Source organism: Paenibacillus sp. FSL R7-0652 (assembly GCF_038595045.1).
In the GTDB taxonomy this organism is placed as follows: Bacteria; Bacillota; Bacilli; order Paenibacillales; family Paenibacillaceae; genus Paenibacillus.
In genome coordinates, this window is sequence record NZ_CP152001.1 from 2,670,914 (window position 1) to 2,697,633 (window position 26,720).

The 26,720-nt window shown below is 51.9% G+C and carries 22 protein-coding genes; 20 read left to right on the top strand and 2 right to left on the bottom strand.

Annotation, left to right across the window (positions count from 1 at the left end; genetic code table 11):
- Window positions 1-160: 160 nt before the first annotated feature.
- The gene (locus MKY97_RS12355; RefSeq protein WP_342555703.1) at window positions 161-3,334 is read left to right on the top strand and encodes a bifunctional cytochrome P450/NADPH--P450 reductase; all 3,174 of its coding nucleotides are present in this window, start codon (window positions 161-163) and stop codon (window positions 3,332-3,334) included.
- A gap of 179 nt (window positions 3,335-3,513) precedes the next feature.
- Here MKY97_RS12355 and MKY97_RS12360 read toward each other — a convergent pair whose 3' ends face one another.
- Complete coding sequence (locus MKY97_RS12360) at window positions 3,514-3,939, bottom strand: hypothetical protein (RefSeq protein ID WP_342555704.1); 426 nt, start codon at window positions 3,937-3,939, stop codon at window positions 3,514-3,516.
- A 268-nt stretch (window positions 3,940-4,207) separates the two neighbouring features.
- Window positions 4,208-5,497, bottom strand: coding sequence for a Gfo/Idh/MocA family oxidoreductase (locus MKY97_RS12365; RefSeq protein ID WP_342555705.1), 1,290 nt, complete (start codon window positions 5,495-5,497; stop codon window positions 4,208-4,210).
- 124 nt (window positions 5,498-5,621) lie between these two features.
- Here MKY97_RS12365 and MKY97_RS12370 point away from each other — a divergent pair, with 124 nt between their 5' ends.
- The 19 genes from MKY97_RS12370 (at window position 5,622) to MKY97_RS12460 (ending at window position 26,581) form a co-directional block, all read left to right on the top strand.
- On the top strand, window positions 5,622-6,503 hold the full coding sequence (locus MKY97_RS12370) for an AraC family transcriptional regulator (RefSeq protein ID WP_342555706.1): 882 nt from the start codon (window positions 5,622-5,624) through the stop codon (window positions 6,501-6,503).
- A gap of 146 nt (window positions 6,504-6,649) precedes the next feature.
- The gene (locus MKY97_RS12375; RefSeq protein ID WP_342555707.1) at window positions 6,650-7,102 is read left to right on the top strand and encodes a RidA family protein; all 453 of its coding nucleotides are present in this window, start codon (window positions 6,650-6,652) and stop codon (window positions 7,100-7,102) included.
- A gap of 6 nt (window positions 7,103-7,108) precedes the next feature.
- On the top strand, window positions 7,109-7,705 hold the full coding sequence (locus MKY97_RS12380) for a GNAT family N-acetyltransferase (protein ID WP_342555708.1): 597 nt from the start codon (window positions 7,109-7,111) through the stop codon (window positions 7,703-7,705).
- Between the two features lie 184 nt (window positions 7,706-7,889).
- Window positions 7,890-8,723, top strand: coding sequence for an aminoglycoside phosphotransferase family protein (locus MKY97_RS12385; RefSeq protein ID WP_342555709.1), 834 nt, complete (start codon window positions 7,890-7,892; stop codon window positions 8,721-8,723).
- Between the two features lie 21 nt (window positions 8,724-8,744).
- Window positions 8,745-10,979 (top strand): class I SAM-dependent methyltransferase, encoded by a 2,235-nt coding sequence (locus MKY97_RS12390; RefSeq protein WP_342555710.1) that lies wholly within the window; start codon window positions 8,745-8,747, stop codon window positions 10,977-10,979.
- On the top strand, window positions 10,976-11,572 hold the full coding sequence (locus MKY97_RS12395) for a histidine phosphatase family protein (protein WP_342555711.1): 597 nt from the start codon (window positions 10,976-10,978) through the stop codon (window positions 11,570-11,572). Before MKY97_RS12390 ends, MKY97_RS12395 begins: the two co-directional genes overlap by 4 nt.
- 12 nt (window positions 11,573-11,584) lie before the next feature.
- Window positions 11,585-11,770, top strand: a complete 186-nt coding sequence (locus MKY97_RS12400) for a hypothetical protein (RefSeq protein ID WP_342555712.1) — start codon at window positions 11,585-11,587, stop codon at window positions 11,768-11,770.
- Complete coding sequence (locus MKY97_RS12405; RefSeq protein WP_342555713.1) at window positions 11,767-12,147, top strand: hypothetical protein; 381 nt, start codon at window positions 11,767-11,769, stop codon at window positions 12,145-12,147. The genes MKY97_RS12400 and MKY97_RS12405 overlap by 4 nt, the downstream gene beginning before the upstream one ends.
- Before the next feature lie 177 nt (window positions 12,148-12,324).
- On the top strand, window positions 12,325-13,314 hold the full coding sequence (locus tag MKY97_RS12410; RefSeq protein ID WP_342555714.1) for an ABC transporter substrate-binding protein: 990 nt from the start codon (window positions 12,325-12,327) through the stop codon (window positions 13,312-13,314).
- Window positions 13,315-13,424: 110 nt separating this feature from the next.
- Complete coding sequence (locus MKY97_RS12415) at window positions 13,425-15,095, top strand: helix-turn-helix domain-containing protein (protein ID WP_342555715.1); 1,671 nt, start codon at window positions 13,425-13,427, stop codon at window positions 15,093-15,095.
- 782 nt (window positions 15,096-15,877) lie between these two features.
- Window positions 15,878-17,179 (top strand): sugar ABC transporter substrate-binding protein, encoded by a 1,302-nt coding sequence (locus MKY97_RS12420; protein WP_342555716.1) that lies wholly within the window; start codon window positions 15,878-15,880, stop codon window positions 17,177-17,179.
- 136 nt (window positions 17,180-17,315) lie between these two features.
- Entirely contained in the window at window positions 17,316-18,197 is an 882-nt protein-coding gene (locus MKY97_RS12425) for a sugar ABC transporter permease (RefSeq protein ID WP_342555717.1), read from the top strand.
- Window positions 18,197-19,015, top strand: coding sequence for a carbohydrate ABC transporter permease (locus tag MKY97_RS12430; RefSeq protein ID WP_342556313.1), 819 nt, complete (start codon window positions 18,197-18,199; stop codon window positions 19,013-19,015). The genes MKY97_RS12425 and MKY97_RS12430 overlap by 1 nt, the downstream gene beginning before the upstream one ends.
- Before the next feature lie 18 nt (window positions 19,016-19,033).
- On the top strand, window positions 19,034-20,740 hold the full coding sequence (locus MKY97_RS12435) for a beta-N-acetylglucosaminidase domain-containing protein (protein ID WP_342555718.1): 1,707 nt from the start codon (window positions 19,034-19,036) through the stop codon (window positions 20,738-20,740).
- The gene (locus MKY97_RS12440) at window positions 20,727-22,256 is read left to right on the top strand and encodes a DUF4127 family protein (RefSeq protein ID WP_342555719.1); all 1,530 of its coding nucleotides are present in this window, start codon (window positions 20,727-20,729) and stop codon (window positions 22,254-22,256) included. Before MKY97_RS12435 ends, MKY97_RS12440 begins: the two co-directional genes overlap by 14 nt.
- Before the next feature lie 38 nt (window positions 22,257-22,294).
- Window positions 22,295-23,002, top strand: a complete 708-nt coding sequence (locus MKY97_RS12445; RefSeq protein WP_342556314.1) for an N-acetylmannosamine-6-phosphate 2-epimerase — start codon at window positions 22,295-22,297, stop codon at window positions 23,000-23,002.
- Window positions 22,989-23,822, top strand: a complete 834-nt coding sequence (locus tag MKY97_RS12450) for a MurR/RpiR family transcriptional regulator (RefSeq protein ID WP_342555720.1) — start codon at window positions 22,989-22,991, stop codon at window positions 23,820-23,822. Before MKY97_RS12445 ends, MKY97_RS12450 begins: the two co-directional genes overlap by 14 nt.
- A 226-nt stretch (window positions 23,823-24,048) precedes the next feature.
- On the top strand, window positions 24,049-25,002 hold the full coding sequence (locus tag MKY97_RS12455) for an ROK family protein (protein WP_342555721.1): 954 nt from the start codon (window positions 24,049-24,051) through the stop codon (window positions 25,000-25,002).
- A complete protein-coding gene (locus MKY97_RS12460) occupies window positions 24,995-26,581 on the top strand; it encodes an FAD-dependent oxidoreductase (protein ID WP_342555722.1) in 1,587 nt (528 codons plus the stop codon). Before MKY97_RS12455 ends, MKY97_RS12460 begins: the two co-directional genes overlap by 8 nt.
- The last annotated feature ends 139 nt before the right edge of the window (window positions 26,582-26,720 follow it).

Genomic DNA, 26,720 nt, shown 5'->3' on the forward strand with positions numbered 1-26,720 from the left:
CACATCGCTGAAGCCGGGGTTGGATGAAGCCCGAGTCAACACACGATGAAGCGAGCCGAAGGGGAATTTGCAAGCGAGCTTAGATGCGAACCAGCTGACATGCTGCAGAAGTCATGATTTACATTTTTACATTTTGAGAAAAAAGAAGGAGTGAGGAACCATGCCACCTGTTTCAGTACCTCAGCCCAAAACGTACGGTCCATTAGGCAATCTGCCGCATTTGAATTTTGATGAACCGACCCAATCCCTTGTGAAGTTGGCCGACGAATATGGACCTATTTTCCGAATGGATTACCCGGGAAGAAGCGAGCTTTATATCTCAAATGAAAAGTATGTTGCCGAAGTTACAGACGAGTCTAAATTTGATAAAAGAGTATGGGCACCACTTGCGAAGGTACGTGCTTTTGCCGGGGATGGTCTCTTTACGAGTTGGACCGATGAGCCGAACTGGAAAAAGGCGCATAATGTGCTGCTCCCAAGCTTCAGCCAGCGTGCGATGCAGGGGTATCATAACAAGATGGTGGACCTTGCGGTGCAGCTCGTTCAGAAATGGTCCAGACTTAATCCCGACGAAACAGTAAATGTACCGGACGATATGACTCGTCTGACGCTGGATACCATTGGTCTATGCGGATTCAACTACCGTTTTAACAGCTTCTATCGGGAAGAACCGCATCCGTTTATTACGAGCATGGTCCGGGCGCTGGATGAATCGATGAGTTCCTTACAGCGCCTGCGGCTGCAGGACAAATTGATGATCAGCAAAAAGAAACAATTTGAGCAGGACATTCGTTCGATGTTCTCCCTGGTTGATCATATTATTGCAGAGCGTAAAGCCCAGCCTCAGGAAGGGGCAGATGATCTGCTCTCTCATATGCTCACCGGCAAAGATCCGGAAACGGGCGAAACTCTTGATGACGAGAACATCCGATATCAGATTATTACATTCCTGATTGCCGGGCATGAGACGACAAGTGGTTTATTATCGTTCGCGGTATACTATCTGATGAAAAATCCGGATAAACTCGCAAAGGCTCAAGCGGAAGCCGATGAGATTCTGAAAGATCCGGTGCCATCGTACAATCAGGTTCGCCGTTTGAAATATATACGTATGGTGCTGAATGAAGCGCTGCGTTTATGGCCTACAGCGCCAGCATTCTCCTTATATGCGAAAGAAGATACGATGCTTGGTGGTCAGTATCCGCTTCAGAAAGGGGATAGTGTCAGCGTGCTCATTCCCAAGCTTCACCGTGACCGCGAGGCATGGGGCGAGGACGTTGAGGAATTCCGGCCTGAACGATTCGAAGATCCAAGCAAAGTACCGCATAACGCTTATAAACCGTTCGGTAACGGTCAGCGTGCATGTATCGGTCAGCAGTTTGCTCTTCAGGAGGCCACTCTGGTGCTGGGCATGGTTTTGAAACACTTTGATTTTATGGACCATACGAATTATCAGTTGAAGGTGAAGGAAACCCTGACACTCAAACCTGATCAATTTATCATCCGAGTACGCGCACGCGGAGGTCAGCCTGTGATGGCTGTGCCTGGTATCGCCGTTCAGGAGCCGCCTGCTGCCGTGAAGAAGAGTGAGCAGGAAAGTGTAGATGCACATGATACACCGATGCTTGTTCTGTATGGCTCCAATCTGGGCACGGCAGAAGGCATCGCCCGTGAAATTGCGGATACAGCAAGAGCCCAAGGTTTTCGCAGTGAAGTTGCTGCACTGGATGACCGCGTAGGCAGGCTGCCCAAGGAGGGAGCTGTCGTCATTGTCAGTGCATCCTATAATGGTCAGCCGCCAAGCAACGCCAAAGCATTCGTGGAATGGATTCAGCATGCAGATGCAGACGAGTTTAATGGAGTGAAATACACCGTACTTGGATGTGGTGATCACAACTGGGCCAGCACGTATCAGCGCATTCCGCGTTTAATTGATGAACAGCTCTCCTCAAGGGGGGCAGAGCGGCTGTCATCCCTCGGTGAATCGGATGCCAGTGGTGATTTCGAGAAGCAGGTGGAGGATTGGACCGAACAGCTGTGGCCGGATCTGGCGCGGACGCTGGAACTGAAGCTGCATACGGGCTCAACGAATGAACGCAGCGCCTTGTCTGTACAGTTTGTGAGCGGAATGGCTGTGACTCCGCTAGTCGAAACGTACGATGCGCATGCTGCTGAAGTGCTGGAGAATCGGGAGCTTCATGACGAAGGCAGTGAACGCAGTACAAGGCATCTGGAGATCAAACTGCCTGATGGTATCACGTACCGGGAAGGCGACCATCTGGGCGTACTGCCGCAAAATCCGCCAGAGCTTGTGGAGCGTGTACTTCACCGCTATGGATTCACCGGGACGGAGCATCTGGTACTGGATACATCAGGCCGAAGTGCGGCTCACCTTCCGCTGCAGCGGCCTGTTAATCTGTATGACCTGCTCAGCCACAGCGTGGAGCTGCAGGAAGCTGCGACCCGTGCGCAGCTGAGAGAGCTTGCTGCATATACGGTATGCCCTCCGCATAAGAAGGAACTTGAGGCGCTTCTGGATGAAGCGGTATATATGAAGGAAGTGCGCAGTAAACGGATATCCATGCTGGACTACCTGGAGAAATACGAAGCATGTGAACTGCCATTTGAACGTTTCCTTGAACTGCTGCCTTCATTGAAGGCGAGATACTACTCCATCTCCAGTTCACCTAGGGTGCAGGCAGCACAAGCGAGCATTACGGTAAGTGTAGTAGAGGCGCCTGCATGGAGCGGACACGGAATCTACAAAGGTATTGCATCCAATTATCTGTCCGGGCTGAAACCTGGTAACGAAGTCGTGATGTTTGTTCGCACACCGGAATCCGGTTTCCAGCTGCCCGATCGTCCAGAAGTGCCGATCATTATGGTGGGTCCCGGAACAGGCGTGGCGCCGTTCCGCGGTTTCCTGCAGGCGAGACATGTGATGAAGCAGCAGGGCGAACAGGTTGGCGAAGCTCATCTGTACTTTGGATGCCGCAATCCCGAGCATGATTATCTGTACAAAAACGAGCTTGAAGCCGCCCAAGAGGAGGGGCTTGTACAGCTTCATACGGCGTTCTCCCGAATTCAAGGGAAAGAGAAGTGTTATGTTCAGCATCGGATAAAAGAAGATGCGCAGCTGTTGATTCCTCTGCTGGAAAACGGGGCACATCTGTACATTTGCGGAGATGGAAGTAAAATGGCACCGGATGTAGAAGCCGTACTGAAGCAGGCTTATGCAGATATTCAGAGTAAAACTGCCCAAGAAGCGGATGTTTGGCTTAACCAGCTTCAGGAGCAGGGACGTTATGCCAAAGATGTCTGGACAGGCGTTTAACTCGGACAGTTCTTGTGATCGCTGCTGGGATATCTGCACTGTATTCTGCCGAACTTAAAGTAAAGCATCATGAAGCAGGCGCTTAGGCCTCTTCATCGGCAGATTGTACGGGGAGCAGGGGCAGGCTCGCGGTGAGAAGCAGAGACCATCGTTTCTCACCGCTTTCACTTTGGCTTCAACTAATAGCGGCGGGCACAGCGACGTTTCAGCTTGTAACTTTTCTTGCGAGGCCGGTAGATCGACTCCACACTGGAGAGTGGAAACAGAATTCGCGAGGGAACTCTACCTTTGCCCTGCAGTTCAATATAATCAATTCCAACACCAACCAGTCTGATACTCTTGAATGCATTTCGGGAAGGGAATGTTGTGCGAATGCCGACCCGGATGCCCCGCTGTGTTCGTGGAACGTTGAATACTCTAATGGAATTCAGGCTGAGTGGAATGAATAATTGATGATTGATTTTAACAAAATTACGGGGGAACACCTTTCGGATGCGTCCTGGCTCCAAACCGGTACGCGGGGTGTTAAGCTCAGCGAGATGTCCCTGGAATTGGGCCAAGCGCTGCTGGAGTGTTTTACCTGTGCGAAGATGCTGCCAGCTCATAAGTCATCCTCCGTTCGTCATTTATACCTAGTATATGAACGGGGCAGGGCGGAAGGTGAATACTTGGCCGCCCATGTTACGCGAGTTTGAAACGATATGAAACGTACAATCGACAGAAAGAAACGTACAATCGACAGAAAACCAGGAAAGGCATAAGATCAGAGATTTCAGGTCTCAGAGCTTATGCCTTTTTTATGTCGTGCTTTGCGGCGTGCAGCGAATTCAGAACAGAATCCATCTACCGAATTGAGAAGGTGAAAAGCAAAATTTAGAACTGGACCAGCGTATCTACCTTAACCGGAAGACCGGTTGCAATGGCACGATTGGCTGCAATACCTGTCAGAATAGAACGGGCTCCGTCCACATGATCCGCTGCACGATGGAAGGGGTCCTCAGCTGGTTCGCCAAACAGATCGTTCAGCAGCACCGGGTCGCCTCCGCCGTGACCACCTTCCTTTTCTTCCACTTCCACTTCATAAGGTGCGCCAAACATGGGAAGTACACGCAGCGTTTTGCCAATAAGGGCGCCTTCCTTGCTCTTGTCACCCAGTGAGTTCACGTAAGACTGCTCGATAATATTCATCTCGATGCGGCCTTTGGTACCGTTGATCGCGATGCGATACCCCTCCCAAGGCTGATAAGCGACCAGGGAATAGGTCAGGATGGCTTTGTTCCGGTACTTCACAAGTACACCCATTGTATCTTCGATATTGATGCCGTCCCCGAACACACTCTGATCACGCTGGTATCCGTCTTCGGTCTCGGCATCCAGGTACATCGATTTTAGATGCGGATCTGAATCCAGGTGCAGGGCAAACGGATCTTCCTGTGCGAGCGGATTGCCTGTAGCGCGGTTGTAAAATTGAGTAACGCCGCGATCCTCGGCATTTTCCCTACCGTAAAACATCAGATCCCCAAAAGCGAATACGGTGTCTGGTTGTGATCCAATCCAGAAGTTCACCAGATCGAAGTGATGCGTGGATTTGTGTACCAGCAAACCGCCGCTGTTGCGCTTGTCCCGATGCCAGCGGCGGAAATAATCCGCGCCGTGACGTGTGTTCAGCAGCCATTCGAAGTGCACGGAAGTGACTTTGCCAATAGTATCATTCAGAATAAGCTCGCGTATTTTGGTGTGATGCGGTGCATAGCGATAATTAAATGTTACCCGTACGTTCCGTCCGGTGCGCTTCACGGCGTCCAGAATGTCCTGACATTTCTCCTCATTTGTGGTCATCGGTTTCTCAGTAACGACATCACAGCCCAGTTCCATGGCACGAATAATATACTTATGGTGAGTCCGGTCCACGCTGGTAACAATAACATAGTCCGGCTTCTCGTTCTCAATCATCTGGTCAAACTGGTCTGCCAGGTAGGTAGGCACCTCAGCATAGTTATATTTTTCCTGCAGCAGCTTATTGGCATAATCCATACGCACCTGATTGATATCACAAAAGCCGACAAGCTCGGAAGTTTCACTGAAATCCCGGGTCAAAGCACCATAGAAAAATTCGGCACGACCGCCCGTTCCGACCAATACATAACGTTTCTTGTTACCCACGTATATCGCCTCCTTGAATATAGATCCAGCCTATAACAAGGAAGCACTTCTTTCGCCGCGTTTTATGCGTAACCGCTTTCAAATACCGCATATTTTGCTATAATTGTGAAAAGGAGAGAGGGATATGACGGAAGCACTTCGTACGGAGTACCATGATGCAGCGGAATTATTACATATTGAATATGATCGACGAATAGGGTACTACTCTATGGCGGCTGACCATTTTCATGATCATTATGAGCTGTATTATCTGCTCTCTGGGGAACGTATTTATTTTATCAAGGATCGATCGTATCGGGTAAAAGCAGGTGATTTGGTATTCGTAGACCGCAATACGGTGCATAAAACACTGGAGAGCGGTATGCCTGACCATGAACGAATTGTGCTGTATCTGCAGCCGGAGCTGTTTGCAGCTATGGCGGTTACAAGTGATTTAGCAGCAGGTTTGATAGAGCCGTTTTGCTGGGATAATCCGATTGTGAGATTACCAATCCAAGCCGCCAAGGTGACGGAGGCAATCGTCGCCGAAATGGTGAAAGAAATGCGTCAGCCGGATGAGGGAAGCGGAATGCTGCTGCGTCATCGGGCGTTGGAGCTGCTGCTGCATACGTATCGTCATCGTCACATGGGACGGATCCACACGGATGATCCGGACCCTGTTCTGCACCCCAAAATTCAAGTTGTTGTCCGGTACCTGAATGAAAACTACCGAAATCCGCTGACGCTGCCGGAAACAGCAGGCAGATTTCGCATCAGTCCACACTATTTAAGCCGGCTCTTCAAACAGACAACAGGTTTCACCTTCAGTGATTATCTGAATTTGCTAAGAGTGAAGGAGGCGCAGCGTCTGCTGCGTGAAAGCGAGGCATCAATAACGGATATTGCTCTGCTGGCGGGATTCGGCAATTTTTCGCATTTCGGCAAAATGTTCAAACGCACGGTGCAGATGTCGCCAAGAACATATAGACAGGAGTACAATGAGCGGGACGGAGTTCACAAAATATGATATAAGAAAGAGCTGCAGGACCCAGCTTCACTCAATGAAGAACTTTCCTGTACAGAATGAAGAACTTCCCTGTTTAATGAAGAGTTTTATATAATAACAGTGAGAAGCATTTCATTTTATTGGAAAATGGAGAGGGAGTCCTGATTATGAATACAATCGAAACAAGGCTGCAGCAATTAGGAATCCAACTTCCGCAGCCCAGTGCTCCTGCTGGGAAATATGCGAATGCAGTAATTGTGAACGGAATCATGTATGTGTCAGGGAAAGGACCAAAAACGGATGAACGCGGCAAACTTGGCGTGGAATTTACGACGGAACAGGGGTATGACTTCGCCCGCAATACGGGGATTGAGGTGCTTGCTGCTGTGCGGGATGTGCTGGGTTCACTGGATCGGGTCAAGCGAGTAGTGAAAGTACAGGGGTTCATTAACGCGTCGGCTTCATATCAGAATCATCATAAGGTGCTGAATGGATTTTCGGATCTAATGATAGAGGTTTTTGGAGAAAAGGGAGTGCACGCCCGGTCTGTCTTTGGGGCCGTTTCCGTCAGAGATCAACTGCCGCTGATTATCGATTCTATTTTTCAAGTGGAGGAGTAGGTTTACATGACAGACTTATCGTCGGGATTTCGACCGATTATGCTGGATTTCCCCGAAAGTTTCCACACGGAACGTCTTACGATCCGTGCGCCACGCCCCGGAGATGGCATACAGGTTAATGAAGCGATACGGGAAAGTGCCGAGCAGCTGCGGCCGTGGCTTCCTTTTGCCGAGAACATACCTTCCATTGAAGAGTCTGAATTCAATGTTCGAAAAGCCAGAGTGCAGTTTCTGGAGCGCAGTGACCTGATGCTTCATCTGCGTGATAGAGCTTCCGATGAGTTTGTCGGCAGCAGCGGTCTGCACCGGATTGACTGGCAGGCGCGCTGCTTCGAAATCGGCTACTGGATAAGGACCTCCCGTTCGGGCGAAGGTTTGGTCACGGAAGCTGTGCGCGGCATTGAACAATTCGCCATCAAGCACCTGCAGGCCAATCGGCTTGAAATTCGCTGTGATGCCCGAAACGTACGCAGTGTGAAGGTGGCTGAACGGTCGGGATACACTCTAGAAGGGGTACTGCGCAGGATAAAGCAGGATCGCACAGGGGCAGGGGTGGATATGATGGTTTTTTCCAAAGTAAGGGGCACCGAGTTCATATCATGAAAAAATCTGAAGTCAGCGGAATGATCGCTGCATACAGCTGCCCTTTCTAGTCATAAAGCAGATATTATAAAGCAGTGTACGCGTGCTGTGAGCTGCACATGGTGAGAAAAATACAAGATGACAAGATGCCAGGATTTTAATCGTGGGTTCTTAATTACGGGATTTTACTCAGGGGGATAAACCGATGGAACGGATAGGACAGGGAAGAACGGCAGAAATCTACCATTATGCAGACGATCAGATTCTAAAATTATACCGGGCAGGGTTTTCGGAAGAGGCCGTACAGAATGAGTTTTGCATCAGTGAGCTGGTACATGCGAAGGGACTGCCTGTTCCTCGTGCTGTAAAACGGATAGTTGATGCGCAGCGATCAGGGATCGTGTTCGAACGATTTGAAGGAACAACGCTGCTGTCGCTGATGATGCAGCGGCCGGAACAGCTGGAATTATTATCGCACAGAATGGCGGCGTATCATTACAGGATGCACTCTGTAAAGGATGAAGGAAGTACACTTCCTTCTCAGAAAAAGATTCTGGAGCATGCGATTCTACGTGTAAGCAGCTTTTCTGATATGGAGCAGGAACGCCTGCTGCACTGCTTGTCCGTTTTGCCCGAGCAGCGAGCAGTTTGTCACGGGGACTTTCATCCTGATAATGTGATGTTGAGCAGGGATGGCGAGCAGTATTGTATTATCGACTGGATGACGGGAATGGCGGGTGATCCTGCGGGTGATGTGGCCCGGACCTGGGTAATATTAAAGAGCGGCAAGCTCCCGGACGATGCGGAACCTGCGATCCTTGAAGGGTTTGAACGGGCTCGAAGTCTGATGGTGGAGCATTATATAGAGCATTACACCGCTCTTTCCGGCATCACCCGTGAACAGATCGAGTCTTGGGTACTGCCTGCAGCCGCAGCACGGCTGGATGAAAGCCTGCCGGATGCGGAAGCGGAGGAGCTGCTTCAATATGTGCGGGACCGACTCCGCCAGCTGAATGAAACGATATCCATAACATCATGAGATAAAGAGGGGGAAGGGTCCATGCTGCAGGCGCTGAAAGCGATCCAAAGCTATCAATCAGGAGATTCACAACAGTCGTTACAAAACAAGCCGAAGTGGCTTCAGCTCCTGGCGGCGGCTGAGAAGCCGCGTATTAATCTGGAACGCATTCACTCGATCGCCGAGCTTCAGAATACCAATGCGGTATTGGACTACACCGAGCGTACGCTTCAAGTTCTGGATGGACTTCAGCTTTCATTCTGGATGCGTGAGCTGCTGGAAGTTGTACTGGCCTGGTCGGAAACGGCAAAAGGGGGTTCTCCAGAACAGCGCAGAGCGTGGCAGCATCAGGGCATTAATTTATTCGTACATAATATCGGCTCGGCGCAGCTGTATGACCTGTATACAGCCGAAACACGCGGAGACGAACTCGCGCGAGTGCCGGAATCACAGGTGCAGGCAGCATCTGAGATGCAGGTGTCTTCTCAGGGACAGGATACCGCATCCGCTGAAATTGTATCGCCAAGCCATGAGATCACTCGTATTTTAATTTCAACACACGGACTGATCGGACAATATATTCGCGGGGAAATTCCGTTTGCGGAGAATGCACCGCTTCAGTCTTTAATGACCGAAGGCTGGATTACCAGGAGCGAACTTCGCAACCTGCTGATGGCTTTGAATGAATGCATCATCTCAGCCGTTGATCCCGGGCTTTGGAAACAAATTCAGCTTGAAGTGGAGCAGATTGTAGATTGGATCGTGGAAGGGGTAGAACATACGGATTGGAGCGTGAAAGAACGATTAGCTCGTCTGAGAAGCAGTTCGATCCGGCAGGGTGAGGCTCTGGATGAAACATATGCCAAGCTTGAACAGCAGTTCCCGTTGCAGCAGCAGCTGGCTCCTCTTGCTTCACGCACGTTGTGGTATGTTGAGTCAGCCATGAAGGATTTTTCGCTGGAAGAGATGGTGAAAGTATTTTTGCTTGCCCTACACAGCGAAGGATGGAATGCAGTGAGCGTGGAAAATAAATATCCTGCTGGGATGTCTTCCTTTACGAATATACGTCATATCAGCTTCGAGCCTTTGATGAACACGATGTATTACGACTACAAGGGTGTCAAAAAACTGAATATTTATAAGAAGCGTATGATCGAAAAATATTTGGAACAGTATGGCTGGGAACAGGTTATTGCGGGTGAACGGCTGCCTTATCCCCACCTTGAACATCGTATCGAGCGATATCCCGATCTGCCGGATACGTTATTTATAACCTTTGAATTCTCGCCTGCGGCCGAGAAACTGATTGCCTTTTGTATTGAAGCAGAGAAATCTCCGCTATATGAGCAGGCTGTACTTCTGTTATTTGATCTGTTTGGTCTGCGCCGGGATGCTTATGACCGATTCCACAACGAAGAGACATATCTCTCGGATATGAACAGTTCAGGGGATTATAAAAAAGTGCTTCTGGACTATATTGTCGGCAGACGTGTGCTTGACATTGGTCCGGGGGGCGGTGTGCTGCTGGATCTGATTGAGCAGGAGAAACCGGAAGTTGAAGCGATTGGTATCGATATTTCGACCAATGTGATTGAAGCGCTGAAACGCAAAAAACAGCGGGAATCTCATCGCTGGCATGTAATGAAAGGGGATGCGCTGCAGCTGAAAGAGGAGGTAAAGCCGGGCTCCGTGGATACGGTTATATTTTCCTCCATTCTGCACGAGCTGTACTCTTATATCGAGCGGGATGGACGCAGATTCAATACAGATACGGTGGCGGCGGCGCTTCAGAGCGCTTTCCAGGTGCTTTCCCCCGGCGGACGAATCCTTATACGGGATGGCATTATGAGCGAACCGGAGACGCAGAAGCGTCGAATTCGGTTCCTTGAGCCGGACGGTATGCGCTGGCTGGAACGTTATGCCGCAGATTTCAAAGGCCGTGAGATTACGTTTGAACGTCTTTCGGACCAGGAAGTACTGATGCCTATTAATGACGCGATGGAGTTTCTTTATACCTATACATGGGGTGAAGAAGCCTATGTGCACGAGATTCAGGAGCAGTTTGGCATATTTACACCGAAAGCCTATGAGCAGTGTATACGTGAAACGCTGGGCCGGCAGGCGGAAATCATCATGCTGCGCCATTTCCTGCAGGAAGGTTATACCGAAGCGCTGGCAGAACGTGTCCTTTTCATGGATGAAAACGGTGAACCTGTGTCCCTGCCTGACAGTACCTGTCTGATTGTGATTGAGAAGAAGGGAAGGGTGGAGGAATGAGCACAGCAGCTCATACAAGTTTGTATTTGGTAAGACATGCGGAATCCAGGTTCATCGAAGGACGGGAACGCGAGCGTGGACTAACGGAGCAGGGATATCTGGATGCGGAGAAAATCGCCCAGCAGTTATATTCGGAGGATATGGATGTGTTCTACTCCAGCCCGTATGTCAGAGCTGTGCATACGATTCAAGCTTTGGCTGATCTAAGCGGAAAGCCTGTCATGACCGAGGAAGATTTACGTGAACGTGCCCTGTCAGGCCCCCATGTCCAACATGAACATTTTCATGTAGCCAAACGCCAGCTCTATCGTGACCCCTCTTTCGCTTTTCCAGGTGGGGAGTCTGGTTATCAGGCTCAGGCCAGAGCCATTCACATCCTTCAACAAATTTTACACAAGCACTCAGGTGAAAAAATCGTGATTGGCACACATGGGGATGTGATGACACTGATTCTGCAGCATTATGATCCGGCATACGGTTTTGAGTTCTGGGAGAGCACCACCATGCCCGATATATACAGAATGGATTTGGATACAGGTAACCATATGCTGCAGATTACAAGACTGTGGAATGAGGCGGAGCAGGAGGTATAGCAAATAGAGGGAATGGAGATCCACAGACACGATGCTCTGGCCGATTGCGGCATCATTGCCCGAATTTTTGAATGTGTACTTGAGGAATACGAGGAACGGGGACTGGATCATTTCACAGCCGTTTCTAACAAGCGGATGAAACGTTTTGTAATCCCTGATATGTATTTGAAGAAGGACAAAGAAGGAGTGACATCATGAGCAGAAGTGATGTGAACACATGGCTGAAAGAGCTGCAGGATGGACGTCTGATTCATGATCAACATTTCGAAGGACTGGATATCGAGGCGTATCTGGATAAGCGTGATGAAGCTCCATTTGCAGATGAGTGGATGCAGGCGTATGAACGATATGCCGGGGAACCCGCAGCTGCCGAAGATGAAGTGCTACGGCAGATCAGGGAGACTGCATTCAAACAAACGATATCCTTGACAGGAGACCCGGAGATAGCCGGTTATGTCAGCGATGATTTTGGACTGATCGGCCATTTTTTGCTTCAGGAAGAAGTAATAGAGGACACTTTTGTGCATCAATTACTGGAGAGTTATCGTCAAGGAACACTGCCCCTGCGTTCATAGCGGGGGTTGTTTGGTTCATGGTGCTTCGTTTGTATAAAAAAGAGGCTTCAAATGTGTATTGTGAGCCCAGGTCCATATCATGTACAATTCACCTAAAGAGTTATTTGAGAATGATTATCATTATAAATTGAAGTGTTCTCATGATGACATCTACAGATTACATATAGGGGGAAGCGTATGATGGCAAGACGGAGTAAAGGGTTTCAAGGGTGCTTAGTGCTGCTGTTACTCATTATCATGGTGGTATCGGGCTGCAGTGCAAAACCGGGAGCGTCAGCACAACAGGGAGATGCGGAGAAGAACACCGATGTCGAAACGGGATCATCGAAAGCCGAGACACGTGTCGTTCAGGATGAGTATGGAGAAGTGACAATACCTGTTCATCCGCAGCGGATTGCGGGTGTATATGTCGAGGATTATTTAAAAGCTCTGGATATTAAACCCGTTGTGCAGTGGTACCATCCCACGTGGGGAGTACAGGACTATTTGAATCTCGACGTACCGAAGTTTGATATTACGGGCAGCACCGAGGCTCTCCTGCAGTACAATCCGGATCTGATTATTGTGGATGGTGGAGTAGATGCTGCGCTGTACGAACAATACAGCAAAGTGGCACCAACCTACCGTCTACCGGAAAGCGTTCTTCAGGACTCCAATCAGGTGTTGACTACGGTTGCCGATGTTGTAGGTCAGCCGGAAAAGGGTGCTGCGTTTGAAGAACAGTTTAAACAAAAAATTGCTGATGCAAAATCCAGATTACAGCAGACCATTGGGAATGAAACGGTGGCGGTTGTGAGGTTAAACGTTGCTGAAAAAGGATTGGCTTTGTTTGGGCTTAACAACCGATATACGGGTTTTATCTACGCTGAACTTGGGCTGACACCGCATCCCCTGGCACGTGATATGAAAGAATATCAAGAGATATTGTCTGAAGAGGCCATTCCGAGTCTGGATGCCGACCACATTATCGTGTTTCCATCCAACGGAACGTGGGATTCCAAGGAAAATCAGGAGGCTGTTCGGATGCTGGACGGAAAACTGTGGCAGTCACTTCCTGCGGTCAAAAATAAACATGTATACATGATGGAAAGATCCCACTGGCAGTCCGGCGGAGTCGTCGCGAATTCAATGAAAATAGATGATTTGCTCGAAAAGATGACGCCATAAGGTGCTGTTCAAATCGAGAAAGTTCTTCAGCCCAGCTTGAAGAGCTTTCTTTTTTCGTTTACACTGAATCTAAATGATAACTATTCTCATATAAGGAAGATGGATGGACAATGTATGCTTCAATACTGCAGATGATCACCAAGCCGTGGCTCTGTTCCTTACAAGGGATAACATATGTCGATGATCCGTTGGAAACAGGTTCAACGAATCCTGCCAAGCGGAAGAATGCTTATACATTCATCATTGTGGTGAAGGGGAAGGGTGTATTGGAGTATTCTAATGGCAAAACAAGTGTGGAACCCGGTTCCATATGTTTGGTTCGGGCGGATGTCTCTTTTTCTGTAACCGCTGATGGCGGGGAAGGAGAGGCGTTGAAGTTTTACACAATGAGTATGGCGGATAGGGCTTCTATGGCGTCTGACCGCATGGTGATGGGTTCAAGGCCTACACCAGATCGTTTGGAACAGCAGATGAATGAAAGTAAGCTTAAGTTGGAGGACGCTGTGTCGGTACTTGAATTTACGTATACGCCTTGGAGTGAATGTTTGGAGTGTATGGAGCATCTGTATCGGCAGCGGGATGTCACAGACCTGTATGAAACATGGGATGTACAGATGCGATTCCAGCAGTGGTTTCAAAGTATCATTCGTCAAAATGATCCTGAGCTGCAGCTGCACAACGACCGCACTCGGCTTCGGCAATCTATACATTATATTGATGTTCACTATGATCAAGTGTCTACAGTGGATGAGTTGGCATTAAGAGCCGGCCTGTCCAGAACAAGTTACACAAGGCATTTCAAGCGATTAACAGGACAGCTTCCACTGGATTATGTGAACACGGTTCGACTAGAGAGGTCAAAGCAGCTTTTGCAATTAACGGATGACCGTCTGCATGATATTGCGAGTCATGTAGGTTTCAGCAATGAATATTATTTCAGCCGGCGTTTCAAACAATATGCTGGCATTACACCCGGCGTGTATCGTCGTCATCATCGACAGGAGGTCCGGGTGTTTGCTCCTTATCTGGAGGATTTCCTTCTGGCACTGGGAGTCAAGCCGGTACTGCAGGGTTCACATCATGCCTGGGGAAGACAGCATTACCTGCAGCTGGACGATGTCCCCGAATTCGATGTCAGTCAGCATGATGCCGAGTTTCAGACGGATCGTGTACCTGAATTCATCATGCTGGACATGGGATACAAGACATGGAATCTGGATCGGTTTGAGCAGGTTGCGCCCGTATATTATGTGAAGCAGAACGGAGAAGACTGGCGTGCTATTTTGAAGTCGGCCGCAGATGTGCTTGGCAGAACCAATCGGGTGAAGGAAGTGATTGACATGTACGAAGACAAAGCTGGCGAGGCCAGAAGGAACCTGCATGGCCGTGTACGGCAGCAAACGGTTGCTTTTCTTCGGATCTCAGCCTCGGGGATTACGCTTTATGGCGATCAGTGCGGTTATGTAGGGCCAGTTATCTACCGGGATCTCGGTCTTAACCCGCATCACTATGTACAGAAGTGGACGCATCGTGAGCGAAGAGTCAGCATTGGACTGGAGCAGTTAAGTCAGCTTGATGCGGACCATCTGCTGATCACTTTTGATACCCGTGAATCCTTAACCGCTGGAGCAGAACGTCAACTGCTGGACAGAAAAGAATGGAAGCAGCTCTCTGCTGTGAAGTACGGCTGCGTGTATGAGGTTGACTTTATGACTTGGATGAACTACGGGGTGATTTCTCATGGCAAGAAAATCGACGATATCCTGCGGTTTATCGGATAGACTATGCCAAGATTACTGGGGGATGTGATTTTGGAAAGTCCCGAAAAAACACATACTCTGCAAAATCACAACCGACATGCACTTGAGAATTGTAGTCGATCTAATCGTTTCTTTCATTTTGTTGGTCACATGAGTTCAAATTTATTAAGCGTACTTTTCGCGTCGTCATGTCCGACTCGTTCCACCTCAGCTTCATCTACCATTCATACGTATGCATGACGAACCATCAGCATTTGATTGCTGATGGTTTTTTTATCGTTTATTAAGAACGTAAGTTTTCATTTCTTGATAACAAGCAGGTGCTGCTGCTCAATAAGCACATGCTGAGGCTCGTATCTAAAAACTCTGATTTGCCCGGAGACGTATCTGGTGCAGACGGAGTTTTTTGCTGTTCATTCAATCATTGAATCGTCTGATGAAAATCAGCAATATGGTGAATCAACGAGATGCGAAAAATCGAAAACAATGCGCCGGCGGGAGCGAGTGCGCATGGTCCGAATGTATGCTGCCAGAAAGCAGGCATCCGGGGAAAAAGGGAGACAACGCTGAGAAGCGGCATAAGAAAGCTGCGTTATTTTCTGTATTTTTCACCCTTTAGCGAAATTGCTGCGGTAAAATCTACCGCAATAAAGAAAAAATATTCCTCTTTTTAATTTATTTTAGAAAAAATACTTTATTTTGATGTAAATTCTGCTATACTCATTGCGAAGAGGAGCAGCAAGTCAGGAATACTGACGCGGGAAGAGCGCTCACCTTACACTTATACTAAGGGGGAATGTTGTGTGAGAACGAACAGGAAGGGCTTTATGGCAGCGCTGCTGACGATGTTTATGCTGCTTGCGGCTTGTGGAGGGAACGGCAATACCCAGGGTGCAGCGGATACAGTAAGCAACGGGCAGTCAACGGCTGCTGCGAAGGACGTGACTCTCGAATTCTGGACGATTGCACTTCAGCCTACGTTCAATGATTACTTCAATGATCTGATCGCCAAGTATGAGGAGAACCACCCGGGAGTGAAGGTCGAGTGGAAGGATTATCCGTATGATGCCATCTCGCAGCGCCTGTTGACCAGTACGGCCAGCGACAAGAGTCCCGATGTCGTAAATCTGAACACCGAGTTCGCCAGCCAGTTAGGCAGCAAGGGGGCACTGCTGAATCTGGGTGAGTATCTGACGGATGAACAAGCGAAGAGTTATTTTGAGGGAATCTATAATTCTACGGTGCTCGGCGGCAAAGCTTATGCGCTTCCTTGGTATACAGGCACCGAGGTACTGTTCATGAACAAGAAGCTGGTGGAAAAAGCCGGTCTCGACCCCGCGAACCCGCCGCAGACCCGAGAGGAGTTGGTAGAGTGGGCCCGTCAGGTTCATGAGAAGACCGGAGCAGCCGGGTATGCCCAGCAGTTGGTCTCCAAGTTGTTCCCGATCGATGGCATTCCGATTCTGAATGAAGACAAGACAGCCGCCGCGTTCAATACGCCGGAAGCCGAAGCGATGATTTCCCAGATGCGTGATCTGATGAAGGAAGGCGTGGTGCTCAAGGAGGACGCGGATTTCAGCAAGCAGATCCAATATTTCTCCGGTGAGCAGACAGCCTTCCAGTTATCCGGACCGACCTTCATTAACTTCATTAAAACCTCCGCGCCGGATGTCTACAAGAACACCATTGCGGTCCCGCTGCCGACAGGCAAGGCAAATCTGCGTCTCTCCAACTCCATGAATCTGGTCGTGCCCCAGAAGTCGAAGAACCCGAAGGAAGCCGTGGAGTTCGCCGCCTTCATTACGAACGCCGAGAACCAGACGGCTTTCTCCAAAGTCGCTAATACACTGCCGTCAAGCCGGACTTCAATTCAGGACCCGTTCTTCACCGATTCGGACGGCTCACTGGAAGCTGAAGCGAAGGTGGCATCCTCGCAGAGTCTGGATAAGGCTACTGATTACATGGTCGGTGTGCCAAGCGCTTCGGATATCAACGCTGCGCTGACGCGGGGACTGCAGGAGATTCTGATGAACGGCGCAGATATCAAAGAGACGCTGAACAAGGTAGAGAAGGAAATTAACAACATCATAAGTCAGGGTTCCTAAGCTGCTTAAGCATAGCTGGATGAGGGATTCCCCTCAAAAAAATAATACGTTTGGGGTCGCCGCAAAGTGTGTGAGTAAACATCTAAGCTAAAGACATACTTTGTGAGGTTATTTGAAGGAGAGGGAGGTGCAGCGGATGTATAAAGGAATTCGGTCCGAGACGTTTACGGCTTGGGCTTTTATGGCACCGGGCCTGCTGTTTCTGGCGGTGTTTACCTTTTGGCCGATTATATACGGAATACCGCTCTCATTAACGGATTATTCGGTCATTACCGAGACGCATTACGTGGGTCTGGATAATTTCGCCCGGGCCTTCCAAGATTCTAATTTCCTGATTTCACTATGGAACTCACTTGTGTACGTGCTGATTGTACCTGTCATCCAGATCCTCTCAATCCTGATGGCGATTCTGGTAAACAGTAAAATTCCGGGGGTCAAAATGTTCCGGGCCGCCTACTACATCCCGGTTGTAACGTCCATGGTAGCAGTGGCGCTGATCTGGAGCTGGCTGCTTGGCAATAACGGAGTGGTCAATTATCTGCTGTTGAAGGTAGGAATTCTCAGTGAGCAGGTCTCCTGGCTCTCGACCAGCAGCACAGCGCTGTATGTCCTGATGTTCATTACGATGTGGAAGGGCCTCGGTTATTACATGATGCTCTACCTGGCCGGGCTTCAAGGTATTCCAACTGACCTGTATGAGGCTGCCAGAGTAGACGGAGCCGGGCCGGTTAGGCTGATTGTGCATGTGACGCTGCCGCTGCTGCGCCCGCATATTCTGTTCTGCACGCTGATCTCGGTCATGGGGGCAATCCGGGTATTTGATGAGGTCTACATACTGACCAAGGGCGGACCGGGGACGTCCACGCTGACCTCAAGCGTCTATATTTTTCAAAAAGGGTTGGAGCAGTTCAATTTCGGCTATGCCTCAGCGCTCGGGCTGATCGTCAGTGTGCTGGTGGGGGCGCTTAGCTTACTCGTATTCCGGCTCAACCGAAGAGGCGGGGTGAATTCCTATTGATGCCGCGCAGTTTACGTTATCTGATTAATTACGTTTTGCTGATACTGCTCGCCCTGTTCATGATGGGGCCGTTCTTATGGCTTCTCAGCGTATCGCTAATGCCGGGGCGCAACGTGTTTGCGAATCCGCCGGCCATTCTGCCGACCTTCATCGATTTCGAGAACTATGTGCAGGTGTGGAACTTCATGGATTTCCCGCGTTACATTCTGAATACGGTCGTCATTACGCTGCTCGGAGTCGCCTTCAATATCTTGCTGTCCTGTCTGACCGCATACCCGCTGGCCGTCTTTCGGTTCAAGGGCCGGAATCTGGTGTTCACGCTGCTGATCTCGACCATGATTATTCCGTCGGCTACCGCTATGATTGTGCATTATTTGACGATTCAGGCTTTTGGGCTGGGCAATACCTTCCTGGGTGTGGTTCTTCCAGCAGCGGTGTCGGTGTTCAATATCTTCCTGATGCGGCAGACGTTCCTGGGCATTCCTGCCGACATCCGGGATTCGGGTAAAATGGACGGGGCATCCGAGCTGCGGATCTTTATCCAACTGGTGATGCCGCTCGTCAAGCCGGGGATTGCCGTCATCGGGCTGCTGGAGGTCATGGCGTTCTGGAACAACTTCCTGTGGCCGATTGTTGTCCTGGACGACCCGCAGAAGTATCCGCTCGCCGCGGCGCTGACTTATCTGAACGGGCAATTCTCTTATAACTTCGGCTGGATTGCCGCCGGGACGATGATTTCGGTGCTTCCGATCATCATCGTGTTCCTGTTCACACAGAAGTATTATATGGAAGGAATTGCCGGAGCAATTAAAGGGTAACTAAGGGGGAACAACTTAATGGGAATTTCGTTACGGGACTGCCAGTATCTGTTCCGCGACTATTATACGCAAGGCAAAGAGTTGATTGTGGAGGGTCCGCAGCTGCGCTGCGAGCTGGCTTCCCGGTATGCGATGAATCAGGACGTCCACGGGCTGCATGAGGAAGGCGGCATCGTAATTCTGGAGCCTGCCGGTCCGGGTGCAGCTGCCGCCGACAAGGGGAATGCACAGCTGATGCTGGAGTACGACGACGGGCTTGCTGCAGACGGCTACCGCCTTGTCATTGGAGAGGATGCGAAGCTAGTCATTGCTGCATCGGACCGACGGGGGCTAAAATACGGTCTGGATGCGCTGAAGCGGCTGCTTACTGTGGAGGAGGACTGCTGCCGCCTGCCGGTGGTTACAGTGGAGGATGAGCCTTCTTTTGCGGTGAGGGGCATTATTGAAGGATTCTATGGTGTACCATGGAGCTTCGCAGACCGTATGGATTCGGTCAGATACATCAGTGAACACCGGATGAACGCCTTCATGTACGCGCCGAAGGATGATCTCTATCACCGGAAGCTGTGGCGTGAGCCGTACCCGGACGATGTGTTCGACAAGATTCATGACCTGAAGCAGGAATGCGACAAACATCTGGTAGATTTCTACTATTGTATCAGCCCGGGCAATGATCTGGAATTCCGCAGCCGGGAGGACTTCGCGAAGCTGGAGGAGAAACTTGCTGCGATGATCACGATAGGGGTGCGGCATTTCGCGCTTCTGATGGATGACATTGATTATGTGCTAAAGGGGGATAACAAGCAGTTCCTGGAGCGCTCCGGAGCAGCCCATGCCTATGTGGCGAACCGGGTCTATAATTACTTAGCCGGATGTCTGCCGCACTTCACCCTGGCGATGTGTCCTTCAGAGTACTGGTCGTATTGGAATACGGAGTACAAGAAGGATATCCGAGAGCAGCTTCATCCCGCAGTCAAAGTCTTCTGGACCGGCTACTTCGTCTTCGCCCCGGAGATCGGTCGCAAACATGCGGCGGATAACTTCAATTATTATGGTCATGAGCTGTGGCTGTGGGACAATATTCCGGTAAATGACTGCGACAAGGACCGGCTGTTCCTTGACCCGGTGCGCGGGCGCAGCTCCCGGCTTGGCCAGCTCGGACATACAGCTGTCGTGGCTAATCCCATGAACCAGTGGGAATGCTCCAAAATTACGCTCACCACCATGTCCCACTATATGTGGAACAGCGAGCGCTATATGCCGGAGCTGTCCTGGGAGCTGTCCGTGCGTGAATTCTCCGGGGAACTGGCGGATGAAATGCTGTTCTTCTGCCGCCAGAATCTGAACAGCCGCCTGTACTCCGGTGGTTACCCGGAGCTGGACGATGCGCTGGCGGAGCGCGATCTCGAGCGGCTGGATGCTTATTTCAGCCGGCTGGAGCAGACGGTCATGCGTCTTGGCGAATTAGACAATGCCAGGTTCGGCGAAGAAGCAGGGCCATGGCTGCGCCGGGCTATCGCAGATTCAGCGCTCTGGAGGGCGGTCCGCAGGCAGTTGGAGGACCCGCTGGAGCCGCAGGCTGCAGCAGAAGTCCATGAATGCCTGGAGGCCTGCCGCAGCTATGGCGTACGGCTTGGCAGTGATCCGGCCGTCCGCGCGGCTAAGGCGCTGGGGATCGAACTGCCGGAGGAGACAAAGGAGGAGAACGGACATGACGAAGCCTAGGAAATTGATCTTGGTCCCGCTGGATGAGCGGCCCTGCAATTATGAATTCCCTTATCTGCTGGCCCAGGGAACAGATTATATAGTGGAGCGCCCGCCTGCCGTAATCATGGGGCTGAAGAAGCGACCAGGTGATGTAGAACAGTTGTGGTCCTGGTTCGAGGCTGCCTGTGAAGGAGCGGACAGCGCAGTAGTCGCGCTGGATACGCTGCTCTACGGCGGGATCATTCCGTCAAGGCTGCATGGACTGAAGCCCGATGAACTGGACGCCCGCCTGGAGCAGCTGCGGGAGATCAAGCGGCGCTATCCGCAGCTTAAGCTGTATGCGTTCCAGCTGATTATGCGCTGTCCGCAGTATTCTCTATCAGACGAGGAGCCGGATTATTATGCCCACTGGGGCCGGGAGATCTTCCGCAAAGGCTTTATCGGCCACCGGCTGGAGCTTGGAATTGCCACCGACGAGGAAATCCGTGAGCTGGCCGATATTGATCAGCGGCTCCCGGCCGCAGTGCTGCAGGATTATCTCGGCCGCAGAGCCGTTAATATTGAAGCCAACAAGCAAGCGCTGGAACTGGTCCGGGACGGAGTGATTGACTTCATGATTGTGCCGCAAGATGACTCGGCTCCATACGGGCATACCGCCAAAGATCAAGAGAAGGTACGGGCGCGGATCATGGCGCTTGATCTGGAGCTTAAGGTGTATATGTATCCGGGAGCAGATGAGGTGGGCTGTACGCTGCTTGCCCGGATGTTGAACATGGCCGAAGGGCGGAGGCCGCTGATCTACCCGCGTTTGTCCGCTGTGCAGGGTGCATTCGTGACGCCGCTGTTCGAGGACCGTTTCTTCTATGAGACGCTGAAGTATCAGATTCTGGCCGCAGGCGGGCTGATCGCGTCCAGCGCTGCAGAGGCGGATCTGGTCCTGCTGATCAGCACACCGGGCGAGACGATGGCGGAGGCGGTATCGCAGCATCATGCTTATTTCAGCTATGATATACACCGGAACCTGATGGAACTGGTGGAATATGGTGCATACTTGCTGCGGCACAAGAAGATTCCGGTAGCTGTAGCCGATGTCGGCTATGCCAATGGAGGCGACCAGAAGCTGGTCAAAATGCTGCGTCAGAAGAACATACTGTTCGACCTGGCCGGTTACGCTGGCTGGAACACAAGCTCGAACTCACTCGGAACCGTCATCTCCCAAGCGGTGATCTATCTGCAATGCGGTCGGACACAGGCGCATCTGGATTTTCTGGCACTCCGATACGCGGAGGATGTCTGCTACTGCTCGGTTGTGCGGGGAGAGCTTAGTGAGGGCCCCGTGCAGGAGATGGGTTACGGCAAATATGAGCTTGACGGGCCGCGCGGCCGTGTGGCTGCCCGTGTACAGGAAAGGTTGAGCGAGGAATTGGCGCTGCGGATCGACAGTCCGGAGGGAAGCATAAAGATTACCGACTGCTATATGCCGTGGAACCGGATGTTTGAGGTGGGCTTATCTGTACAGTATGTGTCCGGTTGAAGCAGACTGATTATAATATAAGAGAGAGGGTGGGGACCCTGAGCAAAAGTATAATAGAAAGCCTGCACCTCGGATTAGTTGTCTCCTGCCAGGCGCTGCCGGGTGAGCCGCTGCACGGGTCGGAGATCATGGCCCGGATGGCCGCAGCGGCTGCGGAGGGAGGAGCTATCGCCATCCGGGCGAACGGGGCGGCAGACGTAAGGGCGATCAAGCAGGCGGTTTCGCTGCCGGTGATCGGCATCGTGAAGCGTGATTACCCTGGTTCCGCTGTCTACATTACGCCTACACTGCGGGAGATAGAAGAGCTGTTGGAAGCCGGAGCTGATATTATTGCTTTTGACGGAACCCTGCAGAAGCGTCCGGGGGGGTGTACATTGGAGCAGATCATAGACCTGCTGGGAAGAAGCCCGGCCGCTTCCATGGCGGATATTTCTACGCTGGAGGAAGCGGTCTATGCCGAAAAGCTGGGGGTCAGCTGTGTCTCGACCACCTTGTCGGGGTATACGCCGTATTCGCGGCAGCAGAAGGAACCGAATCTAGAGCTGCTGGAACAGGCTGCCCGGCGGCTGAATATTCCGGTCATTGCCGAAGGCCGGATCAGCCAGCCCGCCCAGGTTGAAGCTGCGCTGGACCTGGGAGCCTACGCGGTGGTGGTAGGCTCGGCCATTACCCGGCCGCAGCTGATTACCCAGCCGTTCGCAGCAGCGGCGAGAAAAGTGAGGATGAACCGCAATGGAAATGAATGACCGAATTAATACGTATTATCCTTCAATGACCAAATCAGAACAAAAGGTTGCCCGTTGTGTGCTGGAGCACCCGGACAATCTGATCTATCTGTCAGTCACCGAGTTGGCTGACTTCGCCGGAACGGGCGAGACTACGGTGATGCGCTTCTGCCGCAAGATCGGCTTCAAAGGATATCAAGATTTCAAGCTTATGCTGGCCCAGGGACTGCCAAAGCGTCAGGCCCAGCATCATGGCGAGCAGGGGGCAGGCGAAGGTGACTATGCTGACCATCTGTATGCCTCGATGGTTGGTGTGCTGCAATCCAGCCTGGGCATGCTTGACCGGGAGCAGCTGCAGCAGGCCGTAGACGATCTGGACCAGGCGCGGGTTGTCCAGTTCTTCGGCGTAGGTTCTTCAGGAATTACAGCACTGGAAGCCAAGAACCGCTTCCTGCGTATCGGGCGGCGGGTTGAAGCAAATTCCGACAGCCACATCCAGTCGATGATGGCAGTTACGATGGGGGAGGGGGACGTTGCGGTGGGGATCAGTGTCTCCGGCAGCACGCTGGATACGAATGACATGCTGATGAAGGCGAAGCAGAACGGGGCCAAGATCATTGCCATGACCAATTATGCGAAGTCGCCGATTGCTTCCATTGCCGACATTGTACTGCTGACCGCCGGGAAGGAGTCGCCGCTGGAGGGCGGATCTGTGGGGGCTAAGATCTCACAACTGTTCATCATTGACCTGCTCTGCCAGGGACTGGAGCGTCTGCATGGAGAAGAGACCAAGCGGATGAAGGAGCTGACTGCCCGGGCAGTTATTGACCGGATATATTAAAGTGCGGGAGCAATGAAACGATAACAAATGATGCACCAATATACCGGCCGGTTAAGGGAACAGCGTGAGAAATTTAGAGTTCGTAGAGTCTGAAAACTGAATAGAAATAGGATAAAGAGTATCATTACTCTTCATGACGACACTTAAGAGCTGAAACGGTACTATCCCCAAAAGGATTGTAAAGCCGTTTCTGCAGGATACAGACGCAGTAGTGGAGGCGGTGCGAATGCAGCAATTCATAGGTGTGGATATCGGGGGGACAAGTATCAAGGGGCTTGTGACCGATGAAGAGGGGACCGTTCTAGCGGAAGCCGTTCGCGATACGGAGGCCCGGCTGGGCCGGGATTCGATTCTTGGCCAGCTCTACAGCCTCGTGGAGGAACTGCTCGCGGGGCATCCTGGGGTGAAGGCAGTGGGGATTGCTTCGGCGGGCCGGATCAACACAGACTCCGGCGAGGTGGTTTACGCCACCGATAATCTGCCCGGCTGGCAAGGAGTGCAGCTTACGCAGTGGGCCGAAGCTGCCTCTGGCCGTCCAGCGGCGGCCGATAATGATGCTAACGCCGCGCTGCTGGGAGAGGCCTGGCTGGGCGCCGGCCGCGGACGGCCGAACCTGGTCATGCTCACTCTGGGCACCGGGGTCGGTGGGGCCAATATGGCGGACGGGCTGCTGCTGCGCGGGGCCGCTTGGAGCGGGGGCGACTGGGGCCACATGGTGCTGGTGCCGGATGGCTGCCCCTGTAATTGCGGAAAGCGGGGCTGCGTGGAGCAATATGTGTCCGGCCGGGCGCTGCTGCGGCTGGCAAAGGAGAAGACCGGCCGGGAATATACGCACGGCCGTGAGGTTATGGCAGCAGCTGAGCAGGGCGATGCAGCTGCGCTGGCGGTGCTGGAGCGATTTACTGCTTATTTGGCGCAGGTGACAGCTAATATCGGGGCGGCTATAGACCCCGAGTCGATTATTATTGGCGGAGGCGTTATCCAGAGCCGCGCCGTCTGGTGGCCGCTGTTGGTGGCTAAGGCAGGCGAAAAACTGGCTGCCCGGATCGTGCCGGCGAAGCTGGGCAGCCAGGCCGGATGCTTCGGCGCGGTCCGTCTGGCACAGGAGCGGCTGCACCGAATTGAGGTAGGCAGAGGCGGGGATACCTGCCGGGACAAGGAGGACAGGGAACATGGCTAGTGGAGAGGAGAAGCGTTCGGATGTTGTTATTATCGGTGGCGGCCTCGGCGGAACGGCGGCTGCGCTGGCCGCTGCCAAGGCAGGGCTGCGCGTGCTTGTTACGGAGGAGACAGATTGGCTGGGCGGGCAGTTAACTTCGCAGGCTGTACCACCGGATGAGCACCGCTGGATTGAGCAATCGGGCAGCACGGCCGCATACCGGGAGTTTCGAAGCAGGGTCAGGGACTATTACAGGCGAAATTATCCGCTTACGGATGAAGCTCGGAGTAATCCCGTGCTGAATCCCGGGAACGGCTGGGTCAGCCGGTTGGCGCATGAACCGAAGGTGGCGCTGGCTGTCCTCCACGAGATGCTGGCTCCGTATGTGAACACCGGGCGGATCGAGGTGTTATATTATACGGTGCCAGTGGCTGCTGATACTGAAGGGGATCATATTACTGGAGTCACTGTCCGGCAGGGGATGGAGGGGAACCTGATCCGGCTGTGCGGAGACTACTATCTGGATGCCACAGAATGCGGCGATCTGCTTCCGCTTGCTGGAGTCGAGCATGTCAGCGGCGCAGAAGCCCGCGGCGAGACAGGGGAGCCTCACGCATTGGAGGCAGCGGATCCGCTCGATATGCAGTCTATCACTCATGTGGCGGCTGTAGACTATGTGGCGGGCGGGGACTACACGATTCCGCGCCCAAGAGATTATGATTACTGGCGCGAATATGTCCCATCGTTTTCGCAGTATCCGATCTTGAGCTGGTTCGCTTCGGATGCTGATGATACGAGCAAGTTAAAGCAGTTCACGATGTTCCCGAATGATCAGGGAATTGTCTCTTTGTGGGATTATCGCCGGATCGTGGACCCGGCCATCTGGACCGAGCCGTTAAATGATGGCGAAGTCACGCTGCTGAACTGGGCGCTGAACGATTATTATGCCGGACCCATTATCGGCGTATCGCCGGAGGAACGGGACCGGCACCTGGAGGGAGCACGGCAGCTCACCCTCTCACTCGTGTACTGGCTTCAGACCGAAGCGCCCCGCCTGGACGGCGGGAAGGGCTACCCGGGCGTGCGGCTGCGCGGGGATGTGCTCGGCACAGAGGATGGATTGGCCAAGGCACCTTACATCCGGGAATCCCGGCGCATTCGCGGCCTGTACACGATAGCCGAGCAGGATGTGAGCAGGGAGCTGCGCGGTCCGGAAGGACCGAAGCGTTATGAGGACAGCGTCGGCGTAGGCAGCTATCATCTAGATCTTCATCCTACCACGGTAAGCCAGCGGACTTTCTATATTCCGAATCATCCTTACGAGATTCCGCTGGGCGCTTTGATTCCGGTGCGGGTCAAGAACCTGCTCCCGGCCTGCAAGAACATATCCATGACCCAGATTGCGAACGGCTGCTACCGTCTGCATCCGACCGAATGGAATATCGGCGAAGCGGCGGGAACGCTCGCGGCCTATTCCATCAAGCAGCATGTAGAGCCAGCTAAGGTCAGGGAGTCAGCCGCGCATCTTAAGGCCTATCAGCAGCAGCTGATTGCCCTTGGCGTCCAGCTGCACTGGACCCAAGAGGAACTGGAGGCCTGAGTGGAGCCTTTCCCTAATAATCCAGCCAGGCTCAACCGGCTATAAGGATTGAGCATGAACGTGTGTTTGGGCAAATTAATAACAATCGGGGCTTCTGAAGATTCCTGCTTCGCGGCCTGTAAAAAGAAAACATAGAGGT